Source organism: Streptomyces sp. NPDC058662, assembly GCF_042716255.1.
Taxonomy (GTDB): domain Bacteria; phylum Actinomycetota; class Actinomycetes; order Streptomycetales; family Streptomycetaceae; genus Streptomyces.
The window spans coordinates 40,637-54,054 of sequence record NZ_JBHXRU010000025.1 but is presented as its reverse complement, the minus strand read 5'-3'; the positions used below and the strand labels follow the sequence as shown (position 1 = coordinate 54,054).

At 73.1% G+C, this 13,418-nt stretch carries 14 protein-coding genes; 5 read left to right on the top strand and 9 right to left on the bottom strand.

The window, feature by feature from the left end:
* Positions 1-84 precede the first annotated feature (84 nt).
* The 4 genes from ACFWUQ_RS12275 to ACFWUQ_RS12260 all read right to left on the bottom strand — a co-directional run bounded on the left by ACFWUQ_RS12275 (position 85) and on the right by ACFWUQ_RS12260 (position 4,549).
* Entirely contained in the window at positions 85-396 is a 312-nt protein-coding gene (locus ACFWUQ_RS12275; RefSeq protein WP_384536511.1) for a hypothetical protein, read from the bottom strand.
* Between the two features lie 163 nt (positions 397-559).
* Positions 560-1,342 carry a lysophospholipid acyltransferase family protein gene (locus ACFWUQ_RS12270; RefSeq protein WP_384536508.1) on the bottom strand — a complete coding sequence of 261 codons (783 nt, stop codon included), beginning with the start codon at positions 1,340-1,342 and terminating at the stop codon, positions 560-562.
* A 166-nt stretch (positions 1,343-1,508) separates the two neighbouring features.
* Positions 1,509-2,987, bottom strand: coding sequence for a hypothetical protein (locus ACFWUQ_RS12265; protein ID WP_384536505.1), 1,479 nt, complete (start codon positions 2,985-2,987; stop codon positions 1,509-1,511).
* 107 nt (positions 2,988-3,094) lie between these two features.
* Positions 3,095-4,549 carry a hypothetical protein gene (locus ACFWUQ_RS12260; protein ID WP_384536502.1) on the bottom strand — a complete coding sequence of 485 codons (1,455 nt, stop codon included), beginning with the start codon at positions 4,547-4,549 and terminating at the stop codon, positions 3,095-3,097.
* A 326-nt stretch (positions 4,550-4,875) separates the two neighbouring features.
* Between ACFWUQ_RS12260 and ACFWUQ_RS12255 the strand changes: the two genes are divergently transcribed.
* Positions 4,876-5,991 (top strand): AI-2E family transporter, encoded by a 1,116-nt coding sequence (locus ACFWUQ_RS12255; protein ID WP_384536500.1) that lies wholly within the window; start codon positions 4,876-4,878, stop codon positions 5,989-5,991.
* A gap of 122 nt (positions 5,992-6,113) precedes the next feature.
* Here the strand turns inward: ACFWUQ_RS12255 and ACFWUQ_RS12250 are convergent, their stop codons facing one another.
* Positions 6,114-6,320, bottom strand: coding sequence for a hypothetical protein (locus ACFWUQ_RS12250; protein ID WP_384536497.1), 207 nt, complete (start codon positions 6,318-6,320; stop codon positions 6,114-6,116).
* A gap of 262 nt (positions 6,321-6,582) precedes the next feature.
* Positions 6,583-7,005 carry a YjbQ family protein gene (locus ACFWUQ_RS12245; protein WP_384536494.1) on the bottom strand — a complete coding sequence of 141 codons (423 nt, stop codon included), beginning with the start codon at positions 7,003-7,005 and terminating at the stop codon, positions 6,583-6,585.
* Between the two features lie 139 nt (positions 7,006-7,144).
* On the opposite strand from ACFWUQ_RS12245, the gene ACFWUQ_RS12240 reads away from it, so the two are divergent.
* From ACFWUQ_RS12240 to ACFWUQ_RS12225, 4 genes are all read left to right on the top strand, one after another.
* Entirely contained in the window at positions 7,145-7,948 is an 804-nt protein-coding gene (locus ACFWUQ_RS12240) for an alpha/beta fold hydrolase (protein ID WP_384536491.1), read from the top strand.
* Entirely contained in the window at positions 7,948-9,234 is a 1,287-nt protein-coding gene (locus ACFWUQ_RS12235; RefSeq protein ID WP_384536488.1) for a PP2C family protein-serine/threonine phosphatase, read from the top strand. The genes ACFWUQ_RS12240 and ACFWUQ_RS12235 overlap by 1 nt, the downstream gene beginning before the upstream one ends.
* The gene (locus tag ACFWUQ_RS12230) at positions 9,231-9,569 is read left to right on the top strand and encodes an STAS domain-containing protein (protein ID WP_384536485.1); all 339 of its coding nucleotides are present in this window, start codon (positions 9,231-9,233) and stop codon (positions 9,567-9,569) included. Before ACFWUQ_RS12235 ends, ACFWUQ_RS12230 begins: the two co-directional genes overlap by 4 nt.
* A gap of 160 nt (positions 9,570-9,729) precedes the next feature.
* A complete protein-coding gene (locus tag ACFWUQ_RS12225) occupies positions 9,730-10,302 on the top strand; it encodes a dihydrofolate reductase family protein (RefSeq protein WP_384536482.1) in 573 nt (190 codons plus the stop codon).
* A gap of 162 nt (positions 10,303-10,464) precedes the next feature.
* On the opposite strand, the gene ACFWUQ_RS12220 is transcribed toward ACFWUQ_RS12225, so the two are convergent.
* From ACFWUQ_RS12220 to ACFWUQ_RS12210, 3 genes are all read right to left on the bottom strand, one after another.
* Positions 10,465-10,650, bottom strand: a complete 186-nt coding sequence (locus tag ACFWUQ_RS12220) for a hypothetical protein (protein WP_384536479.1) — start codon at positions 10,648-10,650, stop codon at positions 10,465-10,467.
* Positions 10,651-10,808: 158 nt separating this feature from the next.
* A complete protein-coding gene (locus ACFWUQ_RS12215) occupies positions 10,809-11,435 on the bottom strand; it encodes a glyoxalase (protein ID WP_384536476.1) in 627 nt (208 codons plus the stop codon).
* A 227-nt stretch (positions 11,436-11,662) separates the two neighbouring features.
* On the bottom strand, positions 11,663-13,414 hold the full coding sequence (locus ACFWUQ_RS12210) for a ThuA domain-containing protein (protein ID WP_384536473.1): 1,752 nt from the start codon (positions 13,412-13,414) through the stop codon (positions 11,663-11,665).
* Positions 13,415-13,418 lie beyond the last annotated feature (4 nt).

Below are 13,418 nucleotides of genomic sequence, written 5' to 3'. Positions count from 1 at the left end.
GACACCAAGTGGCGCCAAGCGGTGCCATGTGGCACCACGCGGTGCCATGTGCTGGCGCGTGCCCTTGGATCGACCCTCGGAGCCTCAGGCGTCGAGCGCGGCCAGGCCGTCCGTCCAGCGGGTGCGCCGCTCCGGCGTGCTCTGCTCCCACCACGGCACGCCGCGCTCGCCGAGGGCCACCTTCGCCAGCTGCACCCGGTCCCGGGCGGCGCGTTCGGCCCGCGGGTCGTCGGCGCGGTGGGCAGCCGCGATCGCCCGCCTGGCCGCCATCAGGTGGACGCGCAGCCTGGCGCCGGCCTCCTCGGGGACGGCCGGGTCGGTGGCCCGCCAGCGGCGGCCGTCGATGACGACGTAGTGCCCGTCGGGGGTCGTGGCGGGTGCGGGTTTCGAGGTCACGGCCTGCGGCTGCCCGCATCCGGCGGCGGCCAACCGTCCCGGCTCGGCCCGGTCGCCGCCCGCCTCCGTACGCCGTGACGCGCCACCGGAGGCCGCCGTACGCGGACCCGCGGCGCTGCCGGGCCGCCCGTGTCGCCCGGTCGGCCCGTGCGCGTACGGCGGCTCAGTCGAACAGGTTCTCCCGCTCGGCCAATTCTCGGTCGATGAGCTCCTGGACGGCGGTACGCGTGGCTTCGCCGAGCAGGCGGGCGGCGTCGCGGCGGGCGGCGAGGCCCTCGGGCCGGGCCGGCGCCGGGATCGGCTCCCCGACGGTGATGGTCCAGTTGGACGGCAGCGGGAAGGGCGTCGTGACCGGGAAGTACGGCACCCCGAGGAGCCGGGCGAGGGTCGGCACCTCGCCGAGCTTGGGACAGGCCTCCTCCGCGCCGACGATCCCGACCGGCACCACGGGAGCGCCCGCGCGGATGGCGGCGACCGCGAAGCCCGGGCTGAAGGACCGCAGGCGGTACCGCTCGGTGAACGGCTTCTCCAGACCGGCGATGCCCTCCGGGTACACCCCCACGAGCCTGCCCGCGTTGAGCAGGTCGACCCCGGCCGTCGGACCGATCGGGAGCGCGCCGTTGCGGCGCGCGTGCCGGCCCAGGATGGGCGTGCGGAAGACGAACGGCGCCGCGAGGAAGCGCACCCGGCGGTCCAGCGCCCTGCCCAGGACCTTGTCCAGGACGAACGCGTCGAGGCCCCAGGCGCCGGAGTGGTTGACCGCGATCACGGCGGGGCCCTCCGCGGGGATGTTCTCCAGGCCGAGGGAGACGACCCGGAAGTAGTCGTCGACGAGCCAGTCCAGCAGGCGGTCCCACGCCACCTCACCGGCTTCCCCGAGGAGGCGCCTGGCGGAGCCGAGTTCAGCCCCCGCCGCCTTGATCATCTCGGCCACACTGTCCCTCACGGTCGGACCTCTCACTCGTGCATCGCTGGTCGTCGACGGCATGTCGACCGGACGGGTTACAGCCCGTTCAACGTCCGCGGAGGCTGTTGATCACGGCTGGTCGGAACGTAGGGAACGAGATCGTCCGTTCGAGGGGCGGGACGGGGAGGCCCCCGCGCGGCGGACGTCAGTCCGAGAGCCGCCGCGCGGCCCGTCGGACGTCGGAGGCCGCGTTCGCGCACCGGTCGGCATGTGCGAGGAGGAACATGCGGAACCGTTCGCCGGCCTCGCTCCCGTTCCAGCCGGCGTCGGCGGCGCAGGCGGACAGGCGCTCCGCGTGGCGGTCCAGCCGGTCCGCACCGGCCTGCCCGCGCGCCCCGCGGGCGGCGCGCGTCCCGGCGTGCCCGGCCGCTGTCCCGCCGGGGCCGTCGGACGCGGCGAGCGCTACGAGCACGCTCCGGGGAGAGAGGGTGTCCGGCAGCCGGTCGGCGGTGAACGCCGGCGCGATGAGAACGGGGCGTACGCCGGTGGTGGCCCCGCGGACGACCTCCCGGCCGACGAGGGCCGCGAAGCGCGCGGCGGCGCATCCGGACGGGCGGCCGCAGAGCGCCCGCGCCGGATCCGCGCGCTCGCCCGGGGCGGGCCGTTCCACGAGTTCGGCCGCGTAAAGGATCTCCTCGCCGGGGGCGAGGGCCGCCCTGTCCGTGCCGAACGGCGCGCGCACCGGGTACACCACGGCGGACAGGGGAGGGTAGTGCGCCAGGGCGAGGTCCATGGCGCCCTCCGCCGAGGTGACGGCCTCGGCGGCGGATCCGGGGTCGGATGCGGGGGCTGGTGCGGGGGCACATCCGGCTGCGAGCAGGGCCAGTGCCTGGAGCCCAGACACGCTGGTGGCCGTCGACACCAGGGCCAGCGCGTGCGCGAGTGCCAGGTCCGCCTCGGAGGCGTCCGGGGCCCGCGCCGCGAGCCGGCCGGCGAGGGAGCCCGGGTCGGGATCGGCGAGGTACGGGGCCAGCCGCCGTCGCACGGCCGCCTCCCGCTCCGCGTACGCGCGGCTGCCCGCGGCGTGGGCCGCCGCCGTGACCATCTCGCTCAGCAGGGTGTCCTCGGTGGCTCCGGACCCGAGCACGATGCTGCGACTGAGCCGCAGCATGCCGGCCCGCCAGTGGTCCCCGTCCAGGATGCCGTCCTCCCGCCGGGCACCGAGCACCGGCAGCAGGTTCTCGGTCACCCGGGCGGTCAGTCCGTCGAGTTCGTCCTCGGTCAGTACGTCCCACGCCCCCGCCGGGGCCGTGTGCGGCGACAGGCCGTACCGGCTCCCGTCGGTGGCGAGCCCGGACGCGGTTCCCAGCGCGCCCGCCGCGTCGGCGCCCTCCAGCAGGCTCCGCGCATCGGCCCGGCTCACCGGCACCAGGAAGGTGCCGAAGGACGTACGGAGCCGGACCGGGCCACCGTGCCGGCGGCCCCGCAGGTGGGTCATCAGCCGGCGCGTCAGTCCTTCACGGGTCAGCGCGTCCAGACCCAGCGCGCGTGCGGGCAGGTCCGCCCAGGGCAGGCGGCGGGCCACCAGCGCGGCGCTGAACAGGAGGTTCTCCACGGCATGGGCCGTCTCGGGCCGCGCACTGGTCGTGGCAGCGCCGTCGGCAGGGGTCGTCGGTCGGGTCATCGGTCGGTCTCCCTCGGGGTCACGCGGGCACACGGGCACACGGGCACACGGGCACACGGGCACACGGGCACGTGGTCACACGGCCAGGTGGTCACACGGTCACGTGGTCACTTGTCGCGGAGCATGTACGGCTGGTTTCCGACGACTTCGCCGTCGTAGGCCGCGATCAGTTCGTTCACCCGGTCCCGGTAGCCCGCCATCTCCCCGCGCAGGGTGGCGGAGTACGCCTGCGGGGCATGGGACAGCGGGTAGTCGTACGACGTGTCCAGCCACGACAGTTCGACCCAGCCCGCCGGGATGTCCTGGGGGGAGGCGGGCCCGCGCCCGTCGAGCATGGGGATCACGTCGTGCTTGTTGACCAGGCTGACCACCTGCGTGGTGTGGTCGGCCGGGCGCTTGTTGTCGATGGGCGAGCCGAGCGTGACCACATGCGTGATCCGGTAGGTGGACGCCAGCTCCACGTCCGCCGCCAGGTTCATCGCTGTCAGGCCGCCCAGGCTGTGGCCGACGAACATCAGCTCCGACCCGGCCGGCACCCCCGCCCGGCGCAGCAGCCGGCGTACCGCGCGCGTGTAGGTGGTGTCGGAGCGCAGGGCTCCGTCGAACGCGCCGACCAGGTCCTGCGGGGTGCTGTTGCTCGGCAGCCCGAAGCTCGTACCGGGCAGCAGGAGGACGTACTTGACGCGCCCGTCGGTGCAGGCGATGCGCCGCAGCAGCACCAGCCCGTGGTTGCCGAGCGTACCGATGTCGTTGGCGTAGCTGACGATGTCGTTGCGGGACGTGGCCAGGACGTCGGCGAGGATGGAGTCGGGCTCGACGCGCTCCGCGCGTCCCGGTCCGGGGTTGAGGTACCGCAGCACCGAACTCGGCAGCCCGAGGAAGGGATCCGTGGTCGGCACGCCGCCGGCGAGCGTCACCCAGGAGAAGCCGTCGTTGACCGGGTTCTCGTCGAGCAGCCCCAGGAGAGCCAGCAGCTCCATCATCACGGGGCTGATGGTGGTCAGGGCGCGGGTCAGGCCGAGACGCTCGACCAGCGCGTGCAGTGCCCGCAGCGCCTCCCACCGGTTCCCGTCCACCATGGCGTCGGTGAGCCGCCTGGCCAGTGCGGAGTCGAGGTTCGGGTGTTCCACCACCGCGGCCTCGATCCGCAGCGCGAAGGCGTCCACGGCCATGGCCACGGCGGCCGGGCGGCGGTAGGTCACACTCCCCGCCATGCGGGCCAGCTCCCCGAGGACACCGCCGTTGGGGGCGAAGCCGAGTCCGGAGGGGCTGGTCAGCGCCTTGGCGCAGGACACCGCCGTACCGATGGCCCACGCGGGACGGGTCAGGGCGGCCAGGCCGAGCCTCCAGCTGCTCAGCGCGTCCGTCAGTTCCGCGCCGGTCTGCTTCGCGGTGACGGCCGCGTCCGCCAGCAGGACGGACGCGGCGATCAGGAGTTCCGCGTCGGGGCGCTGTGACGCGGACCCGGCCGGCCGGTGGGCGGCGCCCCGTGCGTCCGGGGCCGGCCTGGACTGCCCCGGGATGGGCTGAGCTGCTTCGTCGACCACCTGATGAGGCGTCACGTTTCTCCCTCTCATCGCTGTGCGGCCGCTTCACCGCGCTGCCCGGCTTCCGCCGGGCATCGTGGCACCAGAAGTGATCCACTCCGCGCGCCCCCGAGGTCCCGGACCCGCCGCGACCTGGCTAGGGCCGCCCCATCTCCCCGCGCCGGCCCCCGATTCCTCGGGCCGGCGGGCGGACTCGGCCCCCGCTGCGGCCGCCCCGGCGATCCCCCCGCCTCGGAGGATGAGAACGGGGTCACCGTGTTGACGCGTACGTTCCGCACGCCGCTGGGGCGTACCTGGCGGGGGCCCGGAGGAGGTGCCCGGGGTGCCCATAGGGTGATCCCATGTCTGACACGCTGAGTTCTAGAAAGACCGCAGCCGCGCTGCGGGTATCCGCACGGGTCTCCGGCGAGTCACTACTGGTCCTCGTGATGGCCGCGGTGACGCTGTGGCTTCTGGGCCGGATGTGGTCCGTCGTGTGGCCGCTGATAGTGGCTCTGTTCCTGACCACGCTGACGTGGCCCGTGGCCGCTTTCCTGCGCCGGCGCGGGTGGCGCCCCGCCGTCGCCGCGTCGGCGGTGACCGTGCTGTTCCTCGTTCTCGCCGCGGGCATCGTGGCGTTGATCGCCGTACCCGTGGCCTCGCAGTCCGGGGAGCTGGCCGACGGCGTGGTCGAGGGGATCCAGAGGCTGCGCGAATGGGCGGCGGGGCCACCGCTGAACATCGGTGACGACCAGATCACCGGTGCCTTCGACTCGGCCGTCGACCGCATCAAGAACAGCGTCGGCAGCGCGGTCTCCACGGTGGTCACCGGCGTCAGCTCGGTGTTCAACGGCCTGGTCACCGCCATCCTGGCGCTCTTCCTGATGTTCTTCTTCCTCAAGGACGGGCCGCGGTTCCTGCCGTGGCTGACCCGCCAGCTCCCCGGCCGGCTCTCCACGCACGTCCCGGTCGTGGCCGCGCGCAGCTGGGACACGCTCGGTTCGTTCGTGCGCTCCCAGGCGTTCGTCGGGCTGCTCGACGCCGTCTTCATCGGTCTGGGCCTGTGGATCGTCGGCGTCCCGCTGGTGCTGCCGCTGGCGGTGCTGACCTTCGTGTCCGCGTTCGTGCCGATCGTGGGAGCCCTGTTCGCCGGTCTGGTCGCGGTGCTCATCGCGCTGGTCTCGAACGGCCTGACGGACGCGCTGATCGTGCTGGCGATCATCGTCGTGGTGCAGCAGCTCGAAGGAAACGTGTTCCAGCCGATGATCCAGAGCCGCGGGCTCGGTCTCCACGCCGCGGTGATCCTGCTGGCGGTGACGCTGGGCGGCAGTCTCGCGGGAGTGGTGGGCAGCCTGCTGGCGGTACCGTTGGCGGCGCTGGTCTCGGTGGTGTGGAACTACCTGCGCGAGCAGCTCAGCGAGCCGTCACCCGGCCCGGAGACGGCCGAGCCGCCCGCCGGCGCCGTCGCCCCCGCCTAGTACGCGGCACACACCGGTCGGTACGCGGCACACCGGTGCCGCCGGGGGCGGCGCAGCTCCCCGGCGGCACCGGACCGCCGCGAGACGTGCGCTGTCCGCGCAGGCGGCCTACGGGCGGACGGCTAGCCGTTGCGGCCGGTTTCCTCGCGGTCGTCGGCCGTCCCGCGGGGGGACGGGCGTGCGCTCGCGGCCGGACCGGCGGGGGCGGCCCGCTCGACCCGTTCCGGGTCGGCCGGCGGCGCGGCGGATCCGGTGCCGGTGCGCGACGGGGCCCCGGGGGGCCGGCCGTGCTCGTCGACCGGCGCGCCCTCGTCGGGCAACTCGGCCACGGGCTCCGGCCGTTGCGGCCGCGGTCCCTCAGCGGCCGAGGCTCGCGTACGGCGCGGACGGTCGTCCCGGCCGGCGCCGGCTCCGGCGCCGCTCGCCCCGCCGTGACTCGACGCGCCTTGCTCTCCCATGGCCTGCCCGCCTCTCCTCGACCGCCGGTCGACCCGGTCGGCGTACTGGTCCCACGGGCCGCGCCTACCCGCCCGTACCGCGGCCACGCCCGCGGGCGTTGTCCGGGCTCCCGCCGCCCGCGCCGGGCCAGGCTCAGCCCAGGAAGGTGAGCCGCACCGTGCGGTGCGGATTGTCCAGGTTCGTGTCCACCAGGACCACCGACTGCCAGGTCCCCAGCGCCAGCTCGCCCCCGACGACCGGCAGCGTGGCGTGCGGGGGCACCAGTGCGGGCAGTACGTGGTCCCGCCCATGCCCGGGTGAACCGTGCCGGTGCCTCCAGCGGTCGTCCGGCGGGAGCAGCGAGCGCAGTGCGTCGAGGAGGTCGTCGTCGCTGCCCGCGCCCGTCTCGATCACGGCGAGCCCCGCCGTCGCGTGGGGGGTGAACACGTTGAGCAGCCCGTCCCGCCCCCGGGACGCCTCGCGCAGGAAGGCGGCGCAGGCGGCGGTCAGGTCGTGAACGGTTTCCGTGGATCCTGTGGTGATCTCGATGGTTCGTGTGGTGAGACTGTCTGCCATGCGCTCCATCGTGACGCCGTACCGAATGCCCCGCACACCGTGCGGCGCACCGGCCGTCGACCCCGTGGAGATCGCGGGCGGGATGCGGAGGGGGCGATTCGGGGCCGGGGCCGAAGCCGGGGCCTGCGAGACTGCGGGTATGGATATCGATCGCAGGAACAACGTCACCGTCACCGGCAACCCCCAGGGTCCGGTCGTGGTGCTCGCACACGGGTTCGGCTGTGATCAGAACATGTGGCGTCTGACGGTGCCCGCCCTGGTGGAGAACTACCGAGTGGTGCTGTTCGACTACGTGGGCTCCGGCCGCTCCGACCTGTCCGCCTTCTCGGCGGCCCGCTACTCCTCGCTCGACGGGTACGCCCAGGACGTCGTCGACGTATGCGAGGCGCTGGACCTGCGGGACGCGGTGTTCGTGGGGCACTCGGTCAGCGCGATGATCGGCGTACTCGCGGCCGACAGAGCCCCGGAACGCATCGGGGCCCTGGTGATGGTCGCCCCGTCCCCGCGGTACATCGACGACGAGGGCTACCGCGGCGGGTTCAGCGCCCAGGACATCGACGAGCTGCTGGAGTCGCTGGAGGCGAACTATCTCGGCTGGTCGGCGGCGATGGCGCCGGTGATCATGGGGAACGCGGAGCGGCCCGAGCTCGGCGAGGAGCTCACCAACAGCTTCTGCGCCACCGACCCGGAGATGGCGCGCGTCTTCGCCCGGGCCACGTTCCTGTCGGACTCGCGGGACGACCTGAAGAAGGTCACCGTGCCGACCCTCGTCCTGGAGTGCACCCAGGACGCCATCGCCCCCCGCGAGGTGGGCGCCTACGTCCACCGGACGGTCCCCGGCTCGACGCTCGTCACCCTGGACGCGACCGGTCACTGCCCGCACCTGTCCGCGCCGGAGGCGACCAACGAGGCGATCACGGGCTTCCTCGCGGAACTGCGGTGATGTCGCGGACCGGGTCACAACCCGACCCGCACGACACCGGCGGCGGGGCGACCTCGAACGCCGTGTTCGCGGGGCTGCTGGAGGACAGTGCCGAGGAACTCTACGAGAGCGCGCCGTGCGGGTACCTGTCGACGCTGATGGACGGCACCATCGCGAAGATCAACAACACCCTGCTGGAGTGGCTCGGCCTCACGCGCGAGGCGGCGGTGGGCCGCATGCGGTTCACCGACCTGCTGACCGTGGGCGGCAGGCTGTACCACGAGACGCACTACGCGCCGCTGCTGCGCATGCAGGGCGAGATCGGAGGCGTCGCCCTGGAGCTCAAGCAGACCGACCGCGGCCGGCTCCCGGTGCTGGTCTCCTCCGTCATCAAGCGGGGAGCCACCGGCGAGCCGCTGCTCATCCGCACCACCGTCTTCAACGCCCGCGACCGCCGCGCCTACGAGGAGGAGCTGTTGCGGGCGCGCAAGGCGGCCGAGGGAGCGCGCGAGGAGGCGGAGCGGGACCGCGCCCGGCTCCAGGACGCCCTCGCCGTGCTCCAGCAGTCCCTGCTGCCCGACATACTGCCGTCGATACCCGGCGTCGAGACGGCCGCGCACTACCGCACGGCCTCCCCGGACCGGCTCGGCGGCGACTTCTACGACGTCTTCCCCATCGACGACAGGCGCTTCGCCTTCTTCCTCGGCGATGTGTGCGGCAAGGGCCCCCAGGCAGCCGCGGTCACCTCTCTGACCCGCTACACCCTGCGCGCGGCCGCCCTGCACGACCCCGACCCCGTCTCCGCCCTGTCGACCCTCAACCAGGTGCTCCACGAGCGCTACAGCGGGGGCGATCCCCGGTACTGCACGGCGATCTTCGGCATCCTCGACCCGGACCCCGCGGCCGGACAGGTCACCGTCCGGCTCGCCTCGGGCGGCCATCCGCCCGCCCTCGTCCTGCGCGGCGACGGCACGGCGGACTACCTGCACACCCCTGGCGGCCTGCTCGTGGGCATCATGCCGGCGGCCCCCTTCACCTCCGCCACCACCGTCCTCTCCCCCGGCGACACCCTCCTGCTCTACACCGACGGCCTCACCGAGGCCCGCACCGGCGAGGGGCGCACCAGCCTGTACGGGGACGAGGCCCTGCTCGCCTTCGCCGCCGAGCACGCCCGCACACCCCCGCACGCCGTCATCGAGGCCCTGACCGGCCTCCTCGACGGTTTCGGCGACGGCCTGGACGACGACACCGCCCTGCTCGCCATCGGCGTACCCGCCGCCGCCCCTACGACGAAGAACCCGCGATGAGCCCCCTGCAGATCACCACCCGAGACGCGGCGACCGGCCCCGTCCTGAAGATCATCGGCGACCTCGACTACAACACCGCCCCCGAGCTGCGTGAACTTCTCCCCACGCTCACGCTCCAGCCGGGTCAGCGTCTCGTCATGGACCTGGTCGAGCTGGAATTCTGCGACTCCAGCGGCATCACCGCCCTGATCGCCGCCCGCAACCACGCCCAGGCCGCCCGAGCCGACATCGCGCTCGCCGCCGTCCCCGCGAACACCCTGCGGATCCTGCGCATCGTCGGCCTCGACCAGATCTTCCCCCTGTACCCCGACAGCGACGCCGCCGCCGGGTCCTGACCGCGCCCCGCCCACCGGAGACCGCGGGGAGCGGACCGATGAGTTTTGCGGGGATCGACGGTCAGAGATCATGTACGGGTGCACCGCGGCCCGCAGGTGGTCGTCGCAGACGGCGGCCGCGCCCATGGAGAAGCAGACACGAGATGCCGAGGAACCCCAGATGCGCACGCTGATCAGTACCGCCTTCATCTCGCTCGACGGCGTCATGGAGGCCCCCGGGGGCGAGCCCGGCTACCGGAACTCGGGATGGACCTTCAAGGACGTCGAGTTCGTCCCCGAGGCGTTCGAGATCAAGGGCCGGGAGCAGGAGGAGGCGGCCGCGATGCTGCTGGGCCGGACCAGCTACGAGGCGTTCAGCCAGGTCTGGCCGGACATGGAGGACTTCGTCGCCTACAAGGCGATGCCCAAGTACGTCGCCTCCACCACGCTCACCGAGGACGACCTCGTGGGGAACTGGGGCGAGACGCGGATCCTGCGCTCCCTCGACGACATCGCCGCGCTGAAGGAAACCGAGGGCGGACCGATCATCGTCCACGGCAGCGCCTCCCTCAACCGGGCCCTCTCGGACGCCGGCCTGATCGACCGCTACCACCTGCTCGTCTTCCCGCTGCTGCTCGGTGCGGGCAAGCGGCTCTTCAGCGACACGGACAAGGACGCGCAGAAGTTGCGGCTGGTCGAGCACGAGGCCTACTCCAACGGCCTGCAGAAGAACGTCTTCGACGTCGTCCGCTGACCCCGTCCGGCCCGGCCCGCACCGCGAGCCCGCGGAGCGAGCCGGCGCCGCGGGCCGACTCGCTCCGGGCCGACTCGCTCCGGGCCGGCGGCGGGACGTGACAGAGCCCGGCCGGTGACTACGGTCCGGCCGGGCTCTGCGTTCGTGGGGTACAGCGTCAGGTCAGAAGTCCCGGCGCTCGCCGCGCAGCAGGTCTTCCTCGCGGCGCCGCTCCATCGGCTCGGGACGCTGTCCCGGGCGGGAGGGAGTGCGGGGCTCCGGGTGGACCGGGTCCTGACCGGGCCGCTGCGGCCGCTGCTCCTCGCGGCCCTTGTCCGGCTCCTGGCGCTTGTCCTGCCTACCGCCCATGACGGTGACTCCTTGATGCGGGGGGTCGGGGATCCGGGAGTGGATCCCTCACCATCAGCCTCGCACGGCGTGTGACTCTTCGCATTATTTCGGCTACCCACGGTGGCGGGGGCGGTGGTTCGGCCCCCTTCCCGCCGCCGGGGCGGTCCGGGCGCGGGTCAGGGAGCGAGCGCCGGGGCGGCGGCCTCCCAGACGAAGCCGTCCGGGTCCGTGAGCGCCCCGGCGCCGCCGCCGATGAGCAGGCGGTGCGATCCCGTGCCCTCGGGCGGGACGCCGACGTCCTTCGCCAAGGCGCGGCGCCGGTACAGGGCGAGCTTGACCGGGCCGGACCCCGCGTCGAACTCGGCGTACATGCGGCCGAAGCTCTTCGCGACCGTGAGGCCCTGGGCCACGTAGAAGCGCTTGCTCGCGGCCATGTCCTCGACCCCCAGCAGGAGGACGACCTCGTCGACGGTCCCGGTGGCGGGGCCGGTGTTCTTCTTCGCCGAGGTGGCGATCTTCCAGATCGCGCCGTCGGGGGCCTGGACCACCCCGCCGTAGCCCCACAGCGACTTCGTGACGGGCTTGAGAGAAGTGGCGCCGGCGGCGAGGGCCGCGGAGACGAGCAGGTCGACGTCGGCGGGCTGCGACACCGTGAGTGCCAGGATGTACCCGCGGAAGCCGGCCGTGGCCGCCTCGCCGGCCCGCAGGCGTACCCGCGCGGCGGGGCCGAAGGCGGCGGCGTAGAAGCGGTGGGCGGCCGTGGGGTCGGCCACTTCGAGGGTGACGCTGTCGATGATTGCCATGCCCTGAACGCTAGTCGCGGGCCGGGCACGGACGCTTCTCCATTCCTGCTCGATGCCGGCCGGCCGTCAACGTGCCGGTGAGCACCAGGCTGGAGGGCGGGAGCTCGCCGGCCGGATCCGCTCCGACTCCGCCCCCGGGTCGCGCCCGCGTCAGGCGGGGTCGAGCGCCGTGGGGCCGCAGCGCTCCCCTCGCTGCGGCCCGCGGCTGGTTCATCGCACCCGGTCCGTCAGGGCAGGGTCCACTTCTGGTTGGGGCCGGTGTGGCAGGTCCACAGGTGGACCGGGGTTCCGTCGTTCCAGGTGCCTCCCGAGGCGTCCAGGCACTTGCCGGACTGCGGGTTGCGGACCGTGCCGTCGGCCTGGGGCGCCCACTTCTGGGCACCCGTGCCGTTGCAGCCCCACAGCTGGATCTTCGTGCCGTTGGCGCTGCTCCCGCCCGAGACGTCCAGGCACTTGCCGAGCGCCCGGACCGTCCCGTCGTCGGAGAGCGTCCACTTCTGGGCGCCGGTACCGTTGCACGTCCAGATCTGTACCCGCGTACCGTCCGCGGTGTTGGAGCCGTCGACGTCCAGGCACTTGCCGTTGACCCCCTTCACCTCACCGGTGCGGGGGCCGGGTTGCTGACCGCCGCCCTGCTTGATCCGGACGTTGCGGAAGGCCACTTCGTCGCCGTCCCCGTGGTTCTGGAGGCCGATGTGTCCCTGGCGCAGGCTCCGGGCCGGGTCGGTGTTGGTGAAGTCGTTGATCTTGCTGCCGTTCAGGAAGATCTCCAGCCGCTCCCCGGTCACCCGGAGTTCGTACGTGTTCCACTCCCCCGGCGGATTCAGCGCCGCGTCGCGCGCGGCGATGTCGGCGGACCGGAAGCCGTAGACGGCCCCGGTGGTGCGGTCGGCGGCGTCGGTGGCGTCGATCTGGATCTCGTAGCCGTTGTTCACCGCCGACCACGGGTCGTCGGAGGCCGGGAAGCCGACGAAGACGCCGGAGTTGTCGTCCGCGGTGGCCTTCCAGTCGAGCTTGAGGGAGTAGTCGCCGGTGAACTCCTTCGCGGAGTACCAGAGCATGCCCAGCCCGCCCCGGGTGATCAGGCTGCCGTCCTCAAGGGCGAATCCACCCGGTCCGGCCTGCTTCCAGCCGGTGGTGGACGAGCCGTCGAAGAGGGCCGTGTAACCGGACTCGGGCCGGCAGTCCGCCTCGGTCAGGCCCGCGGCCCAGCGGATTCCGCCGAGGAGGTGCCGGCGGAACGCGGCCTCGGTGAAGGACTCGTCGGTGTGGCCGCCTCCGGTGTAGAAGGCCCGGCCGCCCCGGTAGTCCTTGCACCAGGCGATCGGGTGGTCTCCGGACATGTTCCCGCCCGTATAGCTGGACTCGTCGAGCGAGGCCAGCACGCGGGCGCTGGTGCGCGGGTTGGTGCGGTAGTTGTACCACTCGTCGGTGCGCTGCCAGGTGCTCCCCAGGTGCGCGGTGGCGTCGTGCGCCCGGTCCTCCACCTTGACGGTGGCGGACTGGATGGCCGGGTGGGAATGGAAGAGCGCCCCGGCCAGGCCTTCGTAGAAGGGCCAGTCGTACTCGGTGTCGGCGGCGGCGTGGATGCCGACGTATCCGCCGCCGCCCTGGATGTACTGCTCGAACGCGGTCTGCTGGGCGGCGTCCAGCACATCCCCTGTCGTCGACAGGAAGACGATCGCCCGGTACTGGGCGAGGTTGGCGGTGGTGAAGGACTGGGCGTCCTCGGTGGCGTCGACGGTGAAGTTGTTCGCCGCGCCCAAGCCGCGCAGGGCCGCGACGCCGTCGTCGATCGACGAGTGCCGGAAGCCGGCCGTCTTGGAGAAGACGAGGATCTTGTATGCCGGATCGGCCGCCGCGCGCGCTTCCACGGCGACGGCATGACTCGCCGGGGTGGGCAGGGCCGCGGCCTGGGGTGCCAGGCCGAGCACCGCGCCGGCGAACAGGCCGACACATGCTTTCAGGTAGGTACGCATGAAC

Excerpts from the sequence above, each read along its gene's own strand:
- ACFWUQ_RS12255 (WP_384536500.1), top strand. The coding sequence starts at position 4,876 with ATGTCTGACACGCTGAGTTCTAGAAAGACCGCAGCCGCGCTGCGGGTA.
- ACFWUQ_RS12220 (WP_384536479.1), bottom strand. The coding sequence starts at position 10,650 with ATGGGCGGTAGGCAGGACAAGCGCCAGGAGCCGGACAAGGGCCGCGAG.
- ACFWUQ_RS12245 (WP_384536494.1), bottom strand. The coding sequence starts at position 7,005 with ATGGCAGACAGTCTCACCACACGAACCATCGAGATCACCACAGGATCC.
- ACFWUQ_RS12265 (WP_384536505.1), bottom strand. The coding sequence starts at position 2,987 with ATGACCCGACCGACGACCCCTGCCGACGGCGCTGCCACGACCAGTGCG.
- ACFWUQ_RS12215 (WP_384536476.1), bottom strand. The coding sequence starts at position 11,435 with ATGGCAATCATCGACAGCGTCACCCTCGAAGTGGCCGACCCCACGGCC.
- ACFWUQ_RS12210 (WP_384536473.1), bottom strand. The coding sequence starts at position 13,414 with ATGCGTACCTACCTGAAAGCATGTGTCGGCCTGTTCGCCGGCGCGGTG.
- ACFWUQ_RS12225 (WP_384536482.1), top strand. The coding sequence starts at position 9,730 with ATGCGCACGCTGATCAGTACCGCCTTCATCTCGCTCGACGGCGTCATG.
- ACFWUQ_RS12240 (WP_384536491.1), top strand. The coding sequence starts at position 7,145 with ATGGATATCGATCGCAGGAACAACGTCACCGTCACCGGCAACCCCCAG.
- ACFWUQ_RS12235 (WP_384536488.1), top strand. The coding sequence starts at position 7,948 with ATGTCGCGGACCGGGTCACAACCCGACCCGCACGACACCGGCGGCGGG.
- ACFWUQ_RS12230 (WP_384536485.1), top strand. The coding sequence starts at position 9,231 with ATGAGCCCCCTGCAGATCACCACCCGAGACGCGGCGACCGGCCCCGTC.